Annotated in this window: 14 protein-coding genes; 9 read left to right on the top strand and 5 right to left on the bottom strand. The window is 60.1% G+C overall.

Annotation, left to right across the window (positions count from 1 at the left end; translation table 11 throughout):
• Positions 1 to 108 precede the first annotated feature (108 nt).
• The 3 genes from GH784_RS04680 to GH784_RS04670 all read right to left on the bottom strand — a co-directional run bounded on the left by GH784_RS04680 (position 109) and on the right by GH784_RS04670 (position 3250).
• Positions 109 to 1131 (bottom strand): ABC transporter substrate-binding protein, encoded by a 1023-nt coding sequence (locus GH784_RS04680; RefSeq protein WP_003518109.1) that lies wholly within the window; start codon positions 1129 to 1131, stop codon positions 109 to 111.
• Complete coding sequence (locus GH784_RS04675) at positions 1128 to 2195, bottom strand: LacI family DNA-binding transcriptional regulator (RefSeq protein ID WP_153793218.1); 1068 nt, start codon at positions 2193 to 2195, stop codon at positions 1128 to 1130. The genes GH784_RS04680 and GH784_RS04675 overlap by 4 nt, the downstream gene beginning before the upstream one ends.
• Positions 2196 to 2323: 128 nt before the next feature.
• Positions 2324 to 3250, bottom strand: coding sequence for a LysR family transcriptional regulator (locus GH784_RS04670; protein ID WP_003518111.1), 927 nt, complete (start codon positions 3248 to 3250; stop codon positions 2324 to 2326).
• A gap of 96 nt (positions 3251 to 3346) precedes the next feature.
• Between GH784_RS04670 and GH784_RS04665 the strand changes: the two genes are divergently transcribed.
• Positions 3347 to 4534 carry an acyl-CoA dehydrogenase gene (locus tag GH784_RS04665; protein ID WP_003518112.1) on the top strand — a complete coding sequence of 396 codons (1188 nt, stop codon included), beginning with the start codon at positions 3347 to 3349 and terminating at the stop codon, positions 4532 to 4534.
• An 88-nt stretch (positions 4535 to 4622) separates the two neighbouring features.
• On the opposite strand, the gene GH784_RS04660 is transcribed toward GH784_RS04665, so the two are convergent.
• On the bottom strand, positions 4623 to 6725 hold the full coding sequence (locus GH784_RS04660) for a TonB-dependent receptor (RefSeq protein WP_065705816.1): 2103 nt from the start codon (positions 6723 to 6725) through the stop codon (positions 4623 to 4625).
• Positions 6726 to 6996: 271 nt separating this feature from the next.
• On the opposite strand from GH784_RS04660, the gene GH784_RS04655 reads away from it, so the two are divergent.
• Positions 6997 to 7773, top strand: a complete 777-nt coding sequence (locus GH784_RS04655) for an IclR family transcriptional regulator (protein ID WP_065705812.1) — start codon at positions 6997 to 6999, stop codon at positions 7771 to 7773.
• Positions 7774 to 7775: 2 nt separating this feature from the next.
• On the opposite strand, the gene GH784_RS04650 is transcribed toward GH784_RS04655, so the two are convergent.
• A complete protein-coding gene (locus tag GH784_RS04650; protein ID WP_065658487.1) occupies positions 7776 to 9077 on the bottom strand; it encodes an NtaA/DmoA family FMN-dependent monooxygenase in 1302 nt (433 codons plus the stop codon).
• Positions 9078 to 9277: 200 nt separating this feature from the next.
• On the opposite strand from GH784_RS04650, the gene GH784_RS04645 reads away from it, so the two are divergent.
• The 7 genes from GH784_RS04645 (at position 9278) to GH784_RS04615 (ending at position 17424) form a co-directional block, all read left to right on the top strand.
• Positions 9278 to 10093, top strand: coding sequence for an ABC transporter ATP-binding protein (locus GH784_RS04645; protein WP_065658486.1), 816 nt, complete (start codon positions 9278 to 9280; stop codon positions 10091 to 10093).
• Positions 10090 to 11103 carry a FecCD family ABC transporter permease gene (locus tag GH784_RS04640; protein WP_065705810.1) on the top strand — a complete coding sequence of 338 codons (1014 nt, stop codon included), beginning with the start codon at positions 10090 to 10092 and terminating at the stop codon, positions 11101 to 11103. The genes GH784_RS04645 and GH784_RS04640 overlap by 4 nt, the downstream gene beginning before the upstream one ends.
• A gap of 11 nt (positions 11104 to 11114) precedes the next feature.
• Entirely contained in the window at positions 11115 to 12179 is a 1065-nt protein-coding gene (locus GH784_RS04635; RefSeq protein ID WP_019566927.1) for a FecCD family ABC transporter permease, read from the top strand.
• Between the two features lie 23 nt (positions 12180 to 12202).
• A complete protein-coding gene (locus GH784_RS04630) occupies positions 12203 to 13156 on the top strand; it encodes an ABC transporter substrate-binding protein (RefSeq protein WP_019566926.1) in 954 nt (317 codons plus the stop codon).
• Positions 13157 to 13388: 232 nt separating this feature from the next.
• Positions 13389 to 14228 carry a siderophore-interacting protein gene (locus tag GH784_RS04625; protein ID WP_038495885.1) on the top strand — a complete coding sequence of 280 codons (840 nt, stop codon included), beginning with the start codon at positions 13389 to 13391 and terminating at the stop codon, positions 14226 to 14228.
• Positions 14221 to 14499 (top strand): phosphopantetheine-binding protein, encoded by a 279-nt coding sequence (locus GH784_RS04620; protein WP_038494938.1) that lies wholly within the window; start codon positions 14221 to 14223, stop codon positions 14497 to 14499. Before GH784_RS04625 ends, GH784_RS04620 begins: the two co-directional genes overlap by 8 nt.
• 69 nt (positions 14500 to 14568) lie before the next feature.
• Positions 14569 to 17424: a condensation domain-containing protein gene (locus GH784_RS04615; protein WP_111802269.1), complete on the top strand. Its 2856-nt coding sequence runs from the start codon at positions 14569 to 14571 to the stop codon at positions 17422 to 17424.
• The last annotated feature ends 91 nt before the right edge of the window (positions 17425 to 17515 follow it).

Here is a 17515-nt window from a genome sequence, read left to right as displayed (position 1 = left end):
GGAATTGAGAGGTGGAAAAGCGGTCAGGGGACGACCAAACCGCTTTTCCGGGAATGGAGCCGCCCTTTCGGACGTTTTAAATGCCCCATTCCAAACCTTGATAAGGACTTACTGGCCGACCTTGGCGTTCCACTCCGACAGCCACTTGTCACGGTTGTCGAGCGTCACGGCGGAAGGAATGAGCTGCAGGCTTTTTGCGGTTTCGTCGCCATAGGTGATATTGTTCGCCACCTCGTCGGACACCTTGACTTCCTTGTTGGTGGGGCTGTCCACGAGCTTTTCGGCCAGCGCCTTCTGAACGTCGGTCGAGAGCCAGAAATCCATGAACTGCAGTGCCAGATCTTCGTTCTTCGTGCCCTTCGGCACCACGAGCACGTTCATGCCGCCGGTCTGGCCTTCCTTGGGCGTTGCCCAGGCAAGCGGCAGATCGAGCTTGGTAAAGGGCGCCCAGGAGAAGCGGCCGATGGGGGCGGCCCAGATTTCTTCCTGCTGCATGAGCTGCACCAGCTGCGACGATTTCACGTAGAACGTGACGATATCGTCCTTCTTTTCGCCCACGGCTTCGATAGCGCCGGAGAGATCAGGCGTATCCTTGCCGATGGCCTTGCCCAGCATGTAAAGCGCCGGCGGGCCCTGATTGGTAGTGACATTCGGGAAAGCGACGTGGTCGACGATGCCGTCCTTCAAAAGATCGGCCCAGCTATCGATCTTCATCTTGTCTGTGCGGTAAACGATTGACGTGGCGTAGAAATTGACGCCGACGCTCATGCCGTCGCCATTCGGATCCTTGGCGATGTCATAGAGCTTGCCGATATTCGGCACCTTGGCGGCATCGATCTTCTGGATCAGGTCCTTGCGGGTGGCGGAAAGCGCATCCGCCATGGAAACAATGGCGAGATCGACCACCGGATTGGCCTTGTTGGCCTCCATCTTGGCGAGGCGCTCAACGCTGTTGCCGGTCTCGACGACCAGCTTGCAGCCGCATTGCTTTTCGAACGGTGTATAGACCAGTTCCTTGAATTCGTCCTGCGCGAAGGCGTAGACCGAGATCGTCAGCGTCTTGTCCTGCGCCTGCGCGGCACCCATCGTCAGCATCAGGGCGGTGCCCGATGCAAGAATGATTTTTTTCATGGTGTGAGTTCTCCTGCTGTCGTGTTTTTGGCTTCAATCGCATCATGCTTTTTTTCGCCGGTGGAGCCGCGCATGATCAGCGCCATCGGTACTTTCGAGATTTCTGCCGTGACCTCGGCAGCTATGCCGTTTTCGATGCCCGCCTCGCCATCGATCGCGCGCAACAGCGCATCCACGGCCAGATCGGCGATGCGGCGCATATCCATGCGCATCGTCGTCAGCGGCGGCGTCACCACGGCGGAGAAAATCAGATCGTCGAAGCCGGTGACACTCGCCTCTTCCGGCACCTCGATGCCCTCGCGCTGCAATTCAGTGAGCGCGCGCAACGCATGCAGGTCGGATACGGCAGCAAAGGCAGTGAAACCATCCCTCACCTTTTCGGTAAGGCCGAGACGGCAACCCGCACCATCCACCTTTTCAATGGCGTCTACCCACAGCGTCTCTGTGACGCAGGCCTTGCCCAGACCATCGCGAATGCCGCCGCGGCGGTCGTTCTGCACATTTGAGTCGCGGTTCTTGCCGATCAGCACCACCTTGTCGTGTCCGAGGGCTGCCAGATATTCGCCGATCTGCCGGCCGCCATCCCAGTGGTCAGCGGCTACGGTGTTTCCGGGCGTCGAGGGGCTGTCGATCACCGCCACCGGGCAATCGACATCCGCGATACGCGTGCCGCGGCGGGGAACGACGACCATGCCATCCACTCCACGCTCGATCAGCCGGTTGATGGCGTCCGTCTGCATGGCGATCTCGCCGCGGGAGTCGGCGATCAAAACACCATAACCGGCATTGACGGCTGCCTTTTCGATGGCCTGCGCGATCTGTGGGAAGAGTGGATTGGCGATATCCGGCAGCACCAGCCCGAGAACTCCTGACCTGCCGGTGCGCAGCGCCCTGCCCGCGGAACTCGGCACATAACCAAGTTCGCTTGCGGTCTTGCGGATGCGCTCCACCAGTTCCGGCGAAACACGGCCCTTGCCCGACAGCGCATTGGACACGGTTGCAACCGACACGCCGAGTGCCGCTGCTATCGCGCTCAGATTGGTGGCAGGCCGTGAAGACGCCATGATGGTCCGAAAGGGCTGATTAAACGTTTAATCACGATAATCGACCAAAACCGTCGTGTCGAGTCCGGCCAGAGACAAAACCGGGCAAAAATCGAGGCACGAAACCTAAGTGCCCGAAAAAAGTGCGCTTATTTTTCCAGTGGCAGATTGCCAGCCGCACGATAGGCCTCGACCTGCCGTACCAGCCAGTCGCGAAACAGCACGACTGGAACGTGGTTGGCTCGGGATAGCGGCGCGACCGCATAATAGGAACTCGGGCTTTTGGCCTGATGATCGTAGGCTTTCACCAGTTGCCGCGATTTCAGTTCGTTATCGATCAGGAAAAGCGGCATCAAAGCCACGCCAAGTCCGGCGATACAGGCCTGTGCCACGCTGGAAAACTGCTCGAACCGCATGCCCTGCGGCAAGGCAAGCGAATGGCCGAGGCTCTCGAACCAGTGGCTCCAGGCACCCGGCCGCGAGGCCATGTGCAGCAGAGGCAGGCCGGCAATGTCCTCACCCTTTTCGACCGGATGCGCCTTCAGGAATTCGGGGCTGCATACCGGCGCAACCATCTCATGCATCAGAAAGGTGCTTTCCGCCCCCGGCCAATCCGCCTGCCCGATGTGGATCGCCATATCCAGTTGCTCACGCTCGAAGTCGAACTGGCCGATGCGGGTGGCGAAATTGATGGTGATTTCCGGATGACTGGAGACGAAATCAGGAATGCGCGGCAGAAGCCAGCGGGTGCCGAATGTCGGCAGCATCGCTAGATTGAGCGTGTTGCCATGCGTTTTGGTCATGATCTGCAACGAGGCGGCACGTATCTCGCCAAGGGCTGCGGCAATCGATTTCGCGTAAGCACCACCCTCGGTCGTCAGTGACACACCACGCGCGCCGCGCTCGAACAGGCGCACGCCAAGCTGTTCTTCCAGTGACATAACCTGACGGCTGATCGCCCCTTGCGTCAAGGCAAGTTCATCCGCAGCGGCTGAAAAGCTGCCAAGCCGGGCAACGGAATCAAAGGCGGCAAGCGCACTGGTGGAGGGCAGGAGTTTGCGGCTGAGAGACGTCATGAGCCATTACTATATGTAATGCAAAAATGAGTAAACATGGCTTGTGCCATCAGGGGCTAACACGAATAATCCGGCCAGCAAATCCGGAGGCATAACGTGAGCGAACGCGCAGCATTCAATTGGCAGGACCCTTTTCTGCTGGAAGACCAACTGACCGACGACGAGCGGATGATCCGCGACGCCGCCGCAGCCTTCGGCAAATCGGAACTTATGCCGCGTGTGTCCGAGGCCTATCTTTCTGAGACCACCGAACCGGAACTGTTCCGCCTGATGGGCCGCACCGGCCTTCTGGGCGTCACCCTGCCGGAAGAATATGGCGCCGCAAATGCCAGCTACGTGGCCTATGGTCTCGTGGCCCGCGAGGTGGAGCGGATCGACAGCGGTTATCGCTCGATGATGAGCGTGCAGTCCTCACTCGTCATCCATCCGATCTTCGCTTATGGCTCGGACGAACAGAAGAAGAAATACCTGCCCGGCCTCGTCTCCGGCGAGCTGATCGGCTGTTTCGGCCTGACCGAACCGGATGCCGGCTCCGATCCGGGCGGAATGAAGACCCGCGCCGAAAAGATCGCCGGCGGATATCGCCTGCGTGGTTCGAAAATGTGGATTTCCAATGCGCCCATCGCCGATGTCTTCGTCGTCTGGGCGAAATCCGAAGCCCACGACAACCAGATTCGCGGCTTCGTGCTGGAAAAAGGCATGAAGGGTCTGTCTGCACCGAAGATCGGCGGCAAGCTTTCGCTGCGCGCCTCCATAACAGGCGAGATCGTCATGGATGGCGTGGAAGTGGGCGAAGATGCGCTGCTTCCGAATGTTTCCGGCCTGAAAGGCCCGTTCGGCTGCCTCAACCGCGCCCGCTACGGCATTTCCTGGGGAGTGATGGGCGCTGCGGAAGATTGCTGGTTCCGCGCCCTGCAATATGGTCTCGACCGCAAGCAGTTCGGCAAGCCGCTGGCCGGCATGCAGCTTTACCAGAAAAAGCTCGCCGACATGCAGACCGAGATCGCTCTCGGCCTCCAGGCATCGCTGCGCGTCGGCCGCCTGATGGACGAGCACAAAATGGCGCCGGAAATGATCTCCATCATCAAGCGCAACAATTGCGGCAAGGCGCTGGATATCGCCCGCCAGGCCCGCGACATGCACGGCGGCAACGGCATCCAGATCGAGTACCACGTGATGCGCCACGCCCAGAACCTCGAAACGGTCAACACCTACGAGGGCACGCACGACGTTCACGCGCTGATCCTCGGCCGGGCGCAGACGGGCATTCAGGCGTTTTTCTGAGACCTTCTCCGCATCATTTCCTTCATGAAAAAAAGGCCTTCGAAAATCACTTCGAAGGCCTTTTTACTTTTCCGGTTCAGGCAATCGCTTAGAACGTGCCTCTGACACCAATGCCGAACATGCGCGGTTCGGTCATGCTGGCCTCGATGCCGCCAATGCCGCGGTTCTGCTGCATATAGGTCGGCGCACGCTCGTCGAAGACGTTCTTCACGTAAGCGTAGACCTCCATCTCCTCCTGGAACTTGTAGCTCGCACGCACATCGGCGATGGTGTAGGGGTCGATCGCATAGGCAGCCGTGTTGGCCGTATCGGAATAATAACCATCGATATGACGCACCTGACCCGAGACGGTGAACTTGTCGGTCACATCCCAGCTTGCCCCGATGCTGAACATGTAACCAGGCGATTTCGCGAATTCATTGCCTGCATAGCTGGCATTGCTGGAAATCTGGTCGATTTCGGTCTTCAGCACGCCGGCACTTGCCTTCAGCGTCACATTGTCGAGAACCTGATAGTCGGCGCCGACTTCCAGACCATAGGCATGCGCTTTCTGCGCATTGATGGTGTAGGATTGAGTAATGCCTGACGAGATAACGACCGGAATATTGTACTGGGCGTTCTTGTAATCCATGTAGAACAGGTTGCTGTTGAGCGTCAGCCTGTCATCCAGCAACTTCGCGCGGGTGTAGAGTTCGTAGTTCCAGATGGTTTCCTTCTCGAAGGGCAACCATTGGCCCGACGAGATGTTCAGCGATATGCCGCCGGGATTGTAACCACGGCTGATCATGCCGCCAACGGTCCAGTCATCGTTGATCGCATAGGCAAGCGAGGCCTTGGGAAGCAATTCGGAAAAGGTCTCGTCAAAATCAACCGCGACGTTGGAATAGACGGAGCGGCCCGCGCGCTGAATACGATCGGTCTGGTAACGCAGGCCGCCGGTAAGCGTCCACTGGTCGGTCAGACGGTAGCTCAACTCGCTGAAAATGCCGAGATTGTCCTTGGTATCGTCAAATGTCGAAAGGGTTCTTCTGTTTGCCGGGTTCAGAAGATAGAGAATTTCATCGGCCTGCGTATGGGCGTAATAGATGCCCGCGACGCCACTCAGAACGTCTTCCTGGTCACCGAAGGTCACACGGGTCTCGTGGGACACATTCTTCTGATCGATATTGGCGTCGCCATTATTGACCACACCCACCCTGCGGCGCGCGTCTGAGGCGGAAAATTGCGTCTGGTTGAAGAGTTTTACGCCGTTTTCAAAGTCGTAATTGATGTCGAGAATACCGGTGTGGGTATTCTGGCTCCAGCTCGGCATGGTGGTGGTGACGTGGTTGAGATCCTCGAAAGGACGCGACGCCGCTTCCTGACTCGGCCGGTTGGCGGCGTTATAGGAATAAGTCAGCTTGGTCGTCAGGCCCGGAATTTCCGGCGGTTCCCACAGAAGCTTGAAACGCGCGTTGAATTCCTTGAAATCCTGGTTGGTGCCTGCGTGGGCAAAACCGGAATTGATGTAATCGATAAAGGTATCGCGACCCGAATAATCGATTGCCAGACGCGCCGCCAGCTCGTCTTCGATCAACGGGCCTGAGACCGCAAAGGACGCCCGCTTCTGGTGATAATTCCCGATTTCGGCCTGATAGCTTGCTTCCGGCGTAAACGTCGGGTCCTTGGTATTGACGAGAATGGCGCCGGCAATGGCGTTAGCGCCCTGCGATGTGGTCTGCGGCCCACGGAAGACCTCGATGCTTTCGACATCCCAGATGGACGTCGCGCCATAGATGAACTCGTTATAACCGAGATAGTGACCATCGACATTGATCGTGGCGCGCGGCACGGTGCCGGCGAAGAACGCCGTTGCTCCGGTGTTCGGTCCCTGCGTGTCGAGACCGCGAATGATCGGGGCGCTGACATTGTCGGTATAAACAACGTTTGGAATGTCCTTGATCGCGTCTGAGACGGTTGGATCGCCGGTCTTTTCCTTTTTCAGTTCATCGCTGGATTTGACCGAGACGGAAGACGCCGTGTTCTTCATGTCGCGCGCGACTTTTTCGCCGGTCACCACAATCGGCTTGAGAACGGTCGTTCCCGAGGCCTCGACCTGTTGCTCCTGGGCGAAAATCGGCGTCACAAACAGGGCGGCCAGCGTCAAAACGCTGACCCCGCCCATCAAACGGCCGCTAGAACGAAACCCCATAACACACCCCTAATAAACATGAGTATCAAAGTCATATTCAAGTAACGGAAGCGTTATCCGTTTCGCAATAGAGAATGCGTTCCGTATTGTGGACGGATAGGGTTCCGTAACGGGATGTGCCATATTTACAACAAAGTTTATCGACTGGCCGTTGTCATGTAACTCCCCGCCTCAAGGGGAAGGCGTTGAAATAACTCAGAAATCGATTCCGATTTCCGGTCGGATGCGCTAGGCATGTTCACGACATAAATCGGGGAGCGACTTGGACGCCATGGATGACGAGCCGGACAATCTGCCTGAAAACGACGGAGAGAAGCGCTCTGCCCTCATTCAGTCGGTCTCTATTGCTGCCCGTTTTCTCGACCTTCTGGCAAAATCGGACGGGGCGCTTGCACTGGGCGAACTCGCCAAACGCGCCGGCACAGGCCGTTCCACAGCTCATCGTTACCTGCAAAGCCTCGTGCGGGAAGGACTGGTGGCACAGGACCCTGCAACCGGCAGCTACGACCTCGGCCCAACCGCGCTCTCGATAGGCGTCAGCGCGCTCAGACGAATCAATCCGGTCGAAACCGCCGGTCGACAGATGAAAGCACTGGCCTCGCAGATCGGCGCCAGTTGCGGCGTGGCGATCTGGACCGATCGCGGCCCGACCGTGGTGCAGTGGCACAGGAGTGCCAGCTTCTCCATCAGCACCGTGGCGCTGGGGGATGTTCTACCGCTGGATAACAGCGCCTGCGGGCTGCTTTTTCAGGCTTATCTGCCACCGGATAGGACAGCGCCGGTGCGCAAGCTGCAGCCGCCCGCCTTTCGCGGGTCCCGCCCAGACGCTAAAGTCCTGCACGCCATTCGTGAGACAGGCGGGGCGGAACTCAACGAACACCTGTTCTCCGCCCTGACCGGCAAGGCCGCCCCGGTTTTCGACGCACAGGGCGAAATCTGTTGCGTCGTCACCACCGTTTCTTTCCTCGCGACCGCCGAGACCGAGCGGCACTTTCCGCAGCTTCTTGAAGCGGCCGGAAAGGCGACGGCAGAATCCGGCGGCTCGTAAACCTATCCGGCCAGGTGGTCGGCGAAGGTGCTGCCGGAATAGGCGGTGCGGAACAGCCCGGCATCGCCGAGCCTCGGAAGCAGCCGCTCCAGCACCAGCCGCATCGACGCGACCGAACCGCCGGGCACCGCGACAAAGCCGTCTATCGCGCCGGCCGCCACCCATTCGCGGATGCTTTCAAAAGCATCCTCAACCGTGCCGATGATCTGCCAATGGCCCGACCCCATCACTTCCGGTCGCCGCAACAATTCGGCAACGCTCAGCGTTTCCCGTTCGATCAACCGGCGGAGCAGATTGGCATGGGTGCGGCTTCTCGGTGTCTCGGGCGGCGGCGGCAAGTCAGAAGGGGTGACGATCCGCGTGAGCGACCAGTCGGAAAGGTCAAGACCCGTCAGATTTTGAATGGATGCAAATATGCGGCCATGGTTGGCCCTTGCGTGGGTCTCCGCAAATAGCTCCAGCGCCTCCTTCTTGGTGTCCGCCAGATAAAGACTGAGACCCGGCATCAGCTTCACCACATCCGGTGAGCGCCCATGCCGCTCCGCTCTTTGCCGTAAATCCGCCCGAAGCTCGATTGCCGCCTGCATATCCGGCGTCGAGGCGAAGACCGCATCCGCAACGGAGGCTGCGAAATCGCGGCCTTCGGGGGAAGCTCCAGCCTGCACCAGTGGAATACGGCTGGAATGGGCCGGCAGGTTGAGCGGGCCTTTGACGCTGAAGTGCTTTCCTTCATGCGCGATTGGCTGGACCAGCGACGGATCTGCAAAACGCCCGCTCTCTTTGTCCAGCTTCAGCGCCTCGTTGGGAAAGCTCGCCCAGAGCTGCTGTACTACCTGCGTGAACTCGGCGGCGCGTTCATAACGCTCCTGTGGCGATGGCATTTCTTTCAGGCCGAAATTTTCGTGGCCGTCCAGCGCCGTGACGATGTTCCATCCCGCCCGGCCATTGCTCAGCCAGTTCAGCGATTGCAGTTGGCGGGCAATCACATAAGGCGGCAGGAATGTCGTTGAAACCGTGGATAACAGGCCGACATGGCTGGTCTCCCGTGCGATGGCGGCCAGAAGCATGTTCGGGTCCATGCTCGCAAATCCGCCGCCGGTCTCCAGCCCCTCAGTGCGCAGAAACAGCGTGTCGGGCCGGAAGACAAAATCCACATGCGCAGCCTCGGCGCGCTTTGCAAGATCGACGAAATAATCGCTGGAGAAAACCCCGTCTATACCGCTGTCTTGACGCCGCCATGCCTCGCCGCTGAGCCAGGTTGGCGCCAGCGACATGCCGACGTGAAGCTTGAGCGCGACTGACATGAAACACCTCGAATGAAAAAATCATCACGAAATCCGCGATGTGAATCGGCAAATTTCGATTTGTGGAGAATTTTACTATAGTTTAGTGTCGCTTCAAGACCAGCCTGTCGCGCTTGCCGGTACAGAACCCGATTTCCGCAAGTTCGATATGTGAATTCAACAGCTTAGGTAGGACGTGCGTCGAGTCGACGCATGGCCCTATGAATAACAGGAGTTGTAATCCGGTGCTTGATGCCACGGACCTTCATGCGAGTTACGGACACATCGCCGTATTGCAGGGCCTGTCTGCCCGCTTTCAAACCGGCCGCGTCACAGCGCTGGTCGGACCCAACGGCTGTGGCAAGTCGACGCTGTTGAAGACCATCATGGGCTTCGTGCCTTTATCATCAGGCAGGATAAGCCTCGGTGACCGCCTGATCGGCGCGATCGGACGCCGCGAACTCGCCCGCCGCATCTCCTATCTGCCGCAGGAATGCCATTGCCCTGACTATATGACGCTTGGCGAATTGATCGAGCTTGCGGGTTATGCACGTTACGGGCTTGGCGGCGGTCCCTCCGAACGCGACCGGGCGCTTTTTGCCGAAGCGCTGAAGACCGTCGGGCTGGAAGACAAGGCCAGGGCGCAGGTCAACACGCTGTCCGGCGGCCAGCGCCAGCGCGCCTTCATCGCCATGGTGCTCGCTCAGGACACGGAGGTGATCCTGATGGACGAGCCGGTCAACCATCTCGACATGAAATATCAATATGCCGTCCTCAGCCTCGTGCGCGAACTGACGGACAGGCACGGCAAAACTGTTATCGTCGTGCTGCATGATCTCAACCTCGCCTCAACCTTCGCCGACGACGTCATCATGCTGAAAGCCGGACGGGTTCTCGCCTCCGGGCCTGTTGCGAATACCGTCACATCAGCCAATGTGGCCGACGTCTTTGATCTCGAGGCCGACATATTTTCCCGGCAGGGGCGGCTCATCTGCGTGCCGCGGCTGGAGCGGCAGGAACAGGCCATTCCGGCATGACATCTAAAATAATGCTGATCTTTGCCGCCGCGATCTTGCTGGCCGTTGTTCTCGTCACCAACTTCGTGCTGATGACTGGCGACCTGCCACTTGCCGAAATCGCGACGACGCTCGTGCACGGCGAGGCCGAAACCTATGAACAGTCGGTTCTCCTCTATCAGCAAATCCCGCGCTCACTGATTGCGATCTATGTCGGCGCCACCACGGCCGTCAGTGGCTGCGTGCTGCAGGGGCTTGCCCGCAATCCTCTCGCCTCGCCCTCCACCCTGGGCCTGAATGCCGGTGCGACGCTTTTTGTGGTCGCCGGTGCGCTGGTGTTCGATTTCTCTCCCGAAATACAGGGGCTCATCGCGCTTATCGGCGCCGGCTTCGGCTTTGGCGCCTGCTTCCTCGTTGCCCGGCTGGCCGGGCGGTCAAACGATCCGCGCGGCCTGTCGCTCATCCTGTCCGGTGCGCTTGTCTCCATGCTGCTGATCGGCATCACCAATGCCCTCCTTTTGTCAAACCCCACACGTCGCGCCGAATTCCTGAGCTGGGTCGGCGGCAATATCAACCACGTCTATGCCGAGCGCCTCACCGATTTCTGGTGGATTGGCGCCATTGCGATGGTGATGCTCTGGTCGGTTGCCCGCCCGCTGACGCTGGTACTGCTGGGTGCGGAAAAAGCCGCTTCCGCCGGCGTCAACGTCACGCGCGTTTCCCGGATCGCACTTTTCGCCACAATGCTGGCGTCCGGCTCGGCCGTGGCCATCTGCGGTCCCATCGGCTTCGTCGGCCTCATCGTTCCGCATATGGTCCGGCCGCTGGTCGGGGTGAATTTCACGCTCGCTTTGCCCGCTTCAGCCCTTGTCGGGGCGATTCTGTGCGTGCTGGCCGATCTGGGCGCGCAAACCCTGTTCAGGCCGTATGTGGTCAATACCGGACTGTTCATGGACCTGCTCGGCGGCCTCGTCTTCATCGTCATAGTCAAGCGCTTCTATCTTTCACCTTCGGCCAATAAACTGTCATGAAGAGGGCTGTCATGAAAAGGCAATTGGCCACCGATGGCAAAGCGGTCCTGCGGCTGCCGAGCGGGATGCAGATCGGCATCGGCAACCTAAAGGCCGGCCTTGCACTGATCCTGCTGGCGTTGGTGCTGGCCGCCATTTCCATTAGTCTCGGAAATACACAGACCGGTCTCATTGACCTTCTGCACGGCGTTGCCGGCGGGCATTTGAGCGACGATCAGGCCTATGCGCTGTGGACGGTACGGCTGCCGCGCATCCTGCTTGGTTTCATGGCCGGATGGAGCGTTGCGCTGGCCGGGGCCATGCTGCAATCGGTCGCCCGCAATCCGCTTGCCGATCCCGGCCTGTTCGGTCTGAGCCAGGGATCAATGACCACCATAATGCTGCTTCTGGTGCTGGTGCCGGCGGCGCCCAAGACCATGGTGGCGCTTGCGGCCGTCGGCGGCGGCCTTGCGGTAGCTTTCCTGCTCATCGCGCTCGTGGGGCGCGAACGTTCCAGCGGGCTCGCCATCCTGCTGATGGGCATCGCAATCGAATCCGCCCTTTCATCAGTCTCATCAGTGCTTTTGCTCTACACACCAACGGAAACATCGCTGTCGCTTGCAGACTGGATGGCGGGTTCGCTGTTTCAGGCGAGCTGGCCGATCATCCTCGTGTTCGCGCCTCTTTTCGCGGTCAGCCTTGTGGGCATTTTCCTCATCGGCCGGGCGCTTGCAGTATTTGATCTCGGTAACGAGATGGCCATGGCGCTCGGCGAAACGGTCAAACGTTCGCGCCCGCTCGTCATCGTTTTTGCGGTCATCCTCAGCTCCGCTTCCGTCACCGCTGTCGGCCCCTTGACCTTTCTCGGCGTCATCGCCCCGCATCTCGCCACCTTCCTGTCGCCCGCCGTCGGTCGCGCCAGGCTTTTCCTGTCGGGGCTGACGGGCGGCATTCTGGTGGTGACCGCCGATACGCTTTCGCGTGGGCTGGTGGCCGATACGCCGATGCCGATAGGCCTTGCGCTGACGCTGATCGGCGTGCCGCTTTTCATCCTCACGCTGCGCCTGCAGGCGCTGCGCAGAACTAACCGCCACTGAAGAAATTGAACAAAGGGTATGCCATGCGATTTGCCATCCTCGTAGCAGCACTTCTGACCGCCGGAAGCAGCCTTGCCGCAGAGCGAACCGTCACCGATGCCGCCGGCCGCACGGTCTCCATCCCCGAGCAGCCGCAGCGCATTGTCGTCATGCACGAACCGCTGCTGGGCGTGCCGCTGATGGATCTTGGCGCCAACGTGGTAGGCGCCTATGGCCGCAACAGCGACGGCAAATTCGCCACTGCCGTTGATTTCATCGACACCGTTCTCGGTGAAGGCCGCACGAAACCGAAAGGTTTCGGCGCGGTGGGTCAGATCGATCTGGAAAAGCTGAGAGCGCTGCAACCTGACCTGATCGTCGCCACGGAAATGGACAGCGGCAAGGCCGAGCAGCTTTCCACCGTCGCGCCCGTCTATCTGCAGAAGGTAAGCACTGGCCACACCTATGGCTTCAGCGTCGAAGAGAATCTTTCGGGTCTCGTTGGCAGAAGTGACGCTTTTGCCGAGCGCCGGAAGACCTATGACGAGAAACTCGCCACCGTCAAAAAAGCACTCGGCGAAGACGCAAAAGGCAAGACCTATCTCGCAATTCTGCTGACCGACCAGATCAACGCGGTCGGCGATATGTCCGGTGCGGTGCAGGCGCTCGAGGATCTGGGTTACGCACGGCTGAAAATCGACAACGCCACCTCGTCGGGTGGGCTGGGTTCCACCCTGACGATGCCGCTCAGTGCCGAGGCTTTTGGCAAGCTCAACCCTGATCTGCTGGTGGTGATGAACAGCTATAACAGCCCCGCCCGAGGCGAAGCCGGAACGCGCGCCGCACTCGAAAAAATCATTCCCGGCTGGGAACGCTTCGTCAAACCGGCGCGTGACGGCCGGATCATCTTTCTCGATTCCAGCCGGGTCACGACGCCGTCCATCCCAAGCGCGCTGCACACGCTGGACGCGGTGGAAAGCTGGGCAGGCCGCCGTTAAACGCCTTTTCGACAAGCGCAATTCCGGCGCAAACCATGCGCCGGACATAAACTTGAGTTTTTGAAGAAACTTATATTGCGACCGCCGGAACCGCCTGTTATGGTTCGCGCATCTTGACACAACGACGTCGGATCTCCCGCCGGAAAACTCCGGTGCGCGATTGTCCGGCATGCCGATCCGGGACAGCGAAACTGCCGATCCCCATCGGCGATATCCCAGGGAAGACAGCAACATGAGCATTGCACAAAGCATTGAAACCGGCGTTCAGGACCGGACCCCCAAACGCCATCGTTACGCCGTCAAGCTACGCTGCCTTGACGTGGCCCGGGTGGAAAAACTCAGCCGGTCCATGGTGCGCATCGTATTGACCGGGCCTGAGCTTGAAGGCTTTGCCAGTCTCGGTTTTGACGACCACGTCAAGATGTTCTTCCCGCTTCCCGGCGAAACCGAACCTAACCTGCCGGTGATCGGCCCGAACGGCCTCGAATTTCCCGAAGGCGCGCCGCGCCCGCTCGCACGCGATTACACGCCGCGCAGCTTCGATGCCGAGAAGGGTGAACTCGCCATCGATTTCGCCACGCACCATGATGGCCCCGCCAGCAACTGGGCAAAATCCGCCAGGGTGGGTGACAAGGCATGGATTGCAGGCCCGCGCGGCTCGTTCACCATTCCCTTCACCTTCGACTGGCATCTGCTGATTGCCGACGATACCGGCCTTCCCGCCCTTGCACGGCGACTGGAAGAAATGCCCAAGGGCACCCGCGTCGTCGCCCTGATCGAAGTTGAGACGGAGGCTGATCGCCTGGACCTCGCCACGAAAGCTGACGCGTCGATCATCTGGGTAACGCAGGAGGCCGCGGGCGGCGCCGATCACGACGCCCTGACGGAGGCGCTGCGTACGCTTGAACTGCCTGAGGGCGATTTCTTCAGCTGGGTCGCCTGCGAATCGAAAGCGGCGAAAGACCTGCGCGCAATCCTGATCGGCGAGTACGGCGCGAACCCCAAATGGACGCGCGCTTCCGGCTACTGGCGGCGCGGAGCAAGCGGCGTTCACGATCATTTCGATGAATGAACCGGCAATCGCGGCGGCTGGCAAGCTGGAGGCGGACATGATGACGACGGAACTCAAAGCCCATCTCGCCAAGGTTCTGGACGATGAGGTGGGGCATATCGGCCCGAACGCCAACCTGTTCGGCTGCGGACTTCACTCCCTCGCTCTCATGCGCCTGATCCCGCCGCTTTCGCAGCTCGCCGGCACGCGACTTCACTATGACGATCTCGCCCGTCAGCCCACGCTTACCGCCTGGCAGGCGCTGATCGAGCAGTCGCGCGCGGGCTGCTGATCCCCGCAAGAGGGGACTTTCCCCGCCAAGCGCGACCTACCTCAACATTATACTTCCAAGGAGAGGACCATGGCAGCAGATAATTCGCGCATGCTTGCGCGCCGCATCGAACAAACCTTCGACAATGCGGACGAAGCCCCACGGAGCGGATCGCAGCCAAGCCAATATGAGGAGCGGGTCTGGTTCCAGCAGTTTCAGGACCCCGATCAGGTCTTCCGGCATATTCTCACCTACCGCATCGGCGGCGAGAGCGACCTTCTGCGCCTGACATCGGCACTGGAGACGGTTTGCGAGGCATGGCCCGAACTGCGCGTGCGGTTTTCCTTTGGAGAAGACGGCACCCTTGCCAAGAGCGTAGAGGCCCCTTCGGCATCTCTCGTGCAACTGTTTCAGACGGCATCGAAAGACGAAGCGGTGGCCCTTCTGCACGACCTTCAGGCAAGCCCGTTCGACGCGGAAATCGATCCGCCGTTTCAGGCCATCGTGCTCTTGAGCGAAGGAGAGGTACTGCTGGCGCTTCTGGTGCATGGCCTGCTTGGTGAATCCCTCTCACCGCAGATTTTGCTGGGCGCTATTGCCGCAGCCTATGCTGGCGAGGCACCAAAGCCGCTTTCGCCACGCATCACCGAAAACGCCATCGTCAATCCAGTTCCGCTCCCCTGGCTGCAAGGACCGGCCTCCGGCACGCCCGTCGTCTCTCTCCGAAATAACGGGACCAAGCCGGCGAGCCACTGCCACGGCGTCGATCTTCCGGCTGCCCTTCTCGACCCAAACGGCTCGGCCGCACCGGACGCGCTTCTGGCACGCACCGGTGCCCGTTTCGCGCTTTTTCTGGCGACCAATGGCGATCTCGACACTGTTACCCTGCGCCTGCCCCTGCAACCCGGGAACGAGGCCGGCCTGCCGCTTCCGGCAGATGCGGTCGCCCGCGTCTCGATCTCACGTAGCCAGTCGCCGCAGGAGGCCGAAAAAGCCGTGCTGGCTGGGTTGGCCCGACATGGCGAACACAACGACGAGGTTGCCACCTTCACGCTTCAGACCCTGCCAACATCGGCTGAAACCTCATCCGTCGAGCGGCTCCGGTTCGAGCGCCTGCCACTCCCCTCTCTCCAGTCCGGCCTTGGCCTGACGCTCGCTGCTGGCAGCACGGTTGATGGCCACATCCGTCTGGAACTGACCGGCGGCAAGGAGGCCTCGCCGCATGCGACGGCATTTCTGCTGGAGCGTTTCATCGCCCATCTCGAAGGCGGTGCGGATTTTTCCGGCATTACGCATCAAACCTCGTCCGCAGGGCCGGAGGCTGCAGCATCCCTGCCCGCCGCCTCCCGCTCCAGCGACGACGAGACTGCCGCGGCAATTCTTGCCGAATTCCGCGAAGCGCTTGCGTCGACAGACATGGGACCGGATGACGATTTCTTCGATTTTGGCGGCCATTCGCTGATCGCGACCCGCATCATCGGACGCCTTTTGAGCAATCACGGCATCGAGCTGCGTTTCAACGACCTGTTCAGCTATCCCACCGCCGCATCGCTCGCAAAACAGGCGACGCGTCTCGAAACCGCCGCCCCTGCACAGGCGGAAGCAACCGCGACCGGCTCGCTGACGGCACCGCTTTCTCTTGCGCAGATGTCGCTCTGGAAAGCCTATGCCGCCTTCGGTTTCGGCGAGATTTTCAACATCCCCTTCGCGCTCGATTTCCTCGATCCGGTGGATGAGAGCGCTTTCGAATGTGCATTCCTCGATATTATCGAGCGTCATCCCGGCCTGCGAACCCATTTTTACGTCGAAGATGGGACGGTTCTGCAAAAGATCGTGCCGATGCACGACCTGCCCGGCTATAAGTGGTTCTGGACGAGTGAGGAAAGCGAAGGCGTGGACCGGCATACGGAAGCGTCCTGGCGGTTCGACCTTGCCCGCGAATTGCCGATGCGGCTGCGTTTCCTGCGCAATCCCCAAACCGGCGGCCAGGTGCTCTCTTTCCTCTTCCACCATATTGTGCTGGACGAATGGTCGGTGAACCTGATGATGGACGAGCTGACCGAAGCCTATAGGGCAAGAGCCACGGGCAAGGCCCCTGTCTTTGCGAGCAAGCCCGCACCCTTCCATGAATTCGCCAGAAAACAGGTGGCATCCGGCGTCAACGGCGACCACCTTGCCTACTGGACCGATATGCTGCGGGACGCACCGAAAGGCCTGGTCCTTACCGGACAGAACAGCACGCCGACAGATGCTGCACACGACGAGGCGCCGGCGGGCGGCTGGATCGAGTTCAAGCTGGAAAAACACGTCAGCGACGGACTTTACGCCATCGCCAAGCAGAACAGCGCCTCCCTGTTCAACGTCGTTTATGCCGCCATCGCCGCGTCGCTGCGCCATCTGGGCGGGCTGAGCGATCTCGTGGTCGGCACATCGGCGTCCGGGCGCACCGACAGCGGCTATTTCGATACGATCGGCTATTTCACCACGGTCGTTGCCCATCGTGTGCGTTTCCGCGAGGAGATGACGGTCGGCGAACTGATTTCCTCGGTGAAGAACACGGTCAATGGCTCTCTGGAACACAGCGAAATTCCAATCGATCTCGTCGAAGAGGCGCTCGGCATGACGCCCGGCCGCGACCATCTGTTCGAGGTATTCATCCAGATCCACGCCAAGAACAAGCTGAACGGCACGCTTTCAGGGCCGGACGGCAAAACCGTCGAGTTCCGGCAGATCGATCCCGACAAGCACGAATCCATGCTGGGGCTGCAATTCGAGGTAATGGAAGAAACGATTGGCGGCGAACGCTCCATCCGCGTGTTGATGAGCTACCGCTCCGACCGCTACGGCCCCGAGGATGTCGACCGGCTGCGCACGACCACCAGCGGCGTCTTCAGCCGTTTCGCCGAAGCAGGCGCTTCGGGCCGTGTGCTGACCACGCTAGCCTGAGTGCTGGCCAGGCTTCGCAATAAACCCGGCTCCGCATGGCGGCGCCGGGTTTTGCTTTTTAACAAATGTCCGGAAAGCTCTCTTCCGTCAT

Source organism: Agrobacterium tumefaciens, assembly GCF_009649785.1.
GTDB classification, from domain to species: domain Bacteria; phylum Pseudomonadota; class Alphaproteobacteria; order Rhizobiales; family Rhizobiaceae; genus Agrobacterium; species Agrobacterium tumefaciens.
This window is presented reverse-complemented; position numbering and strand designations above follow the sequence as displayed.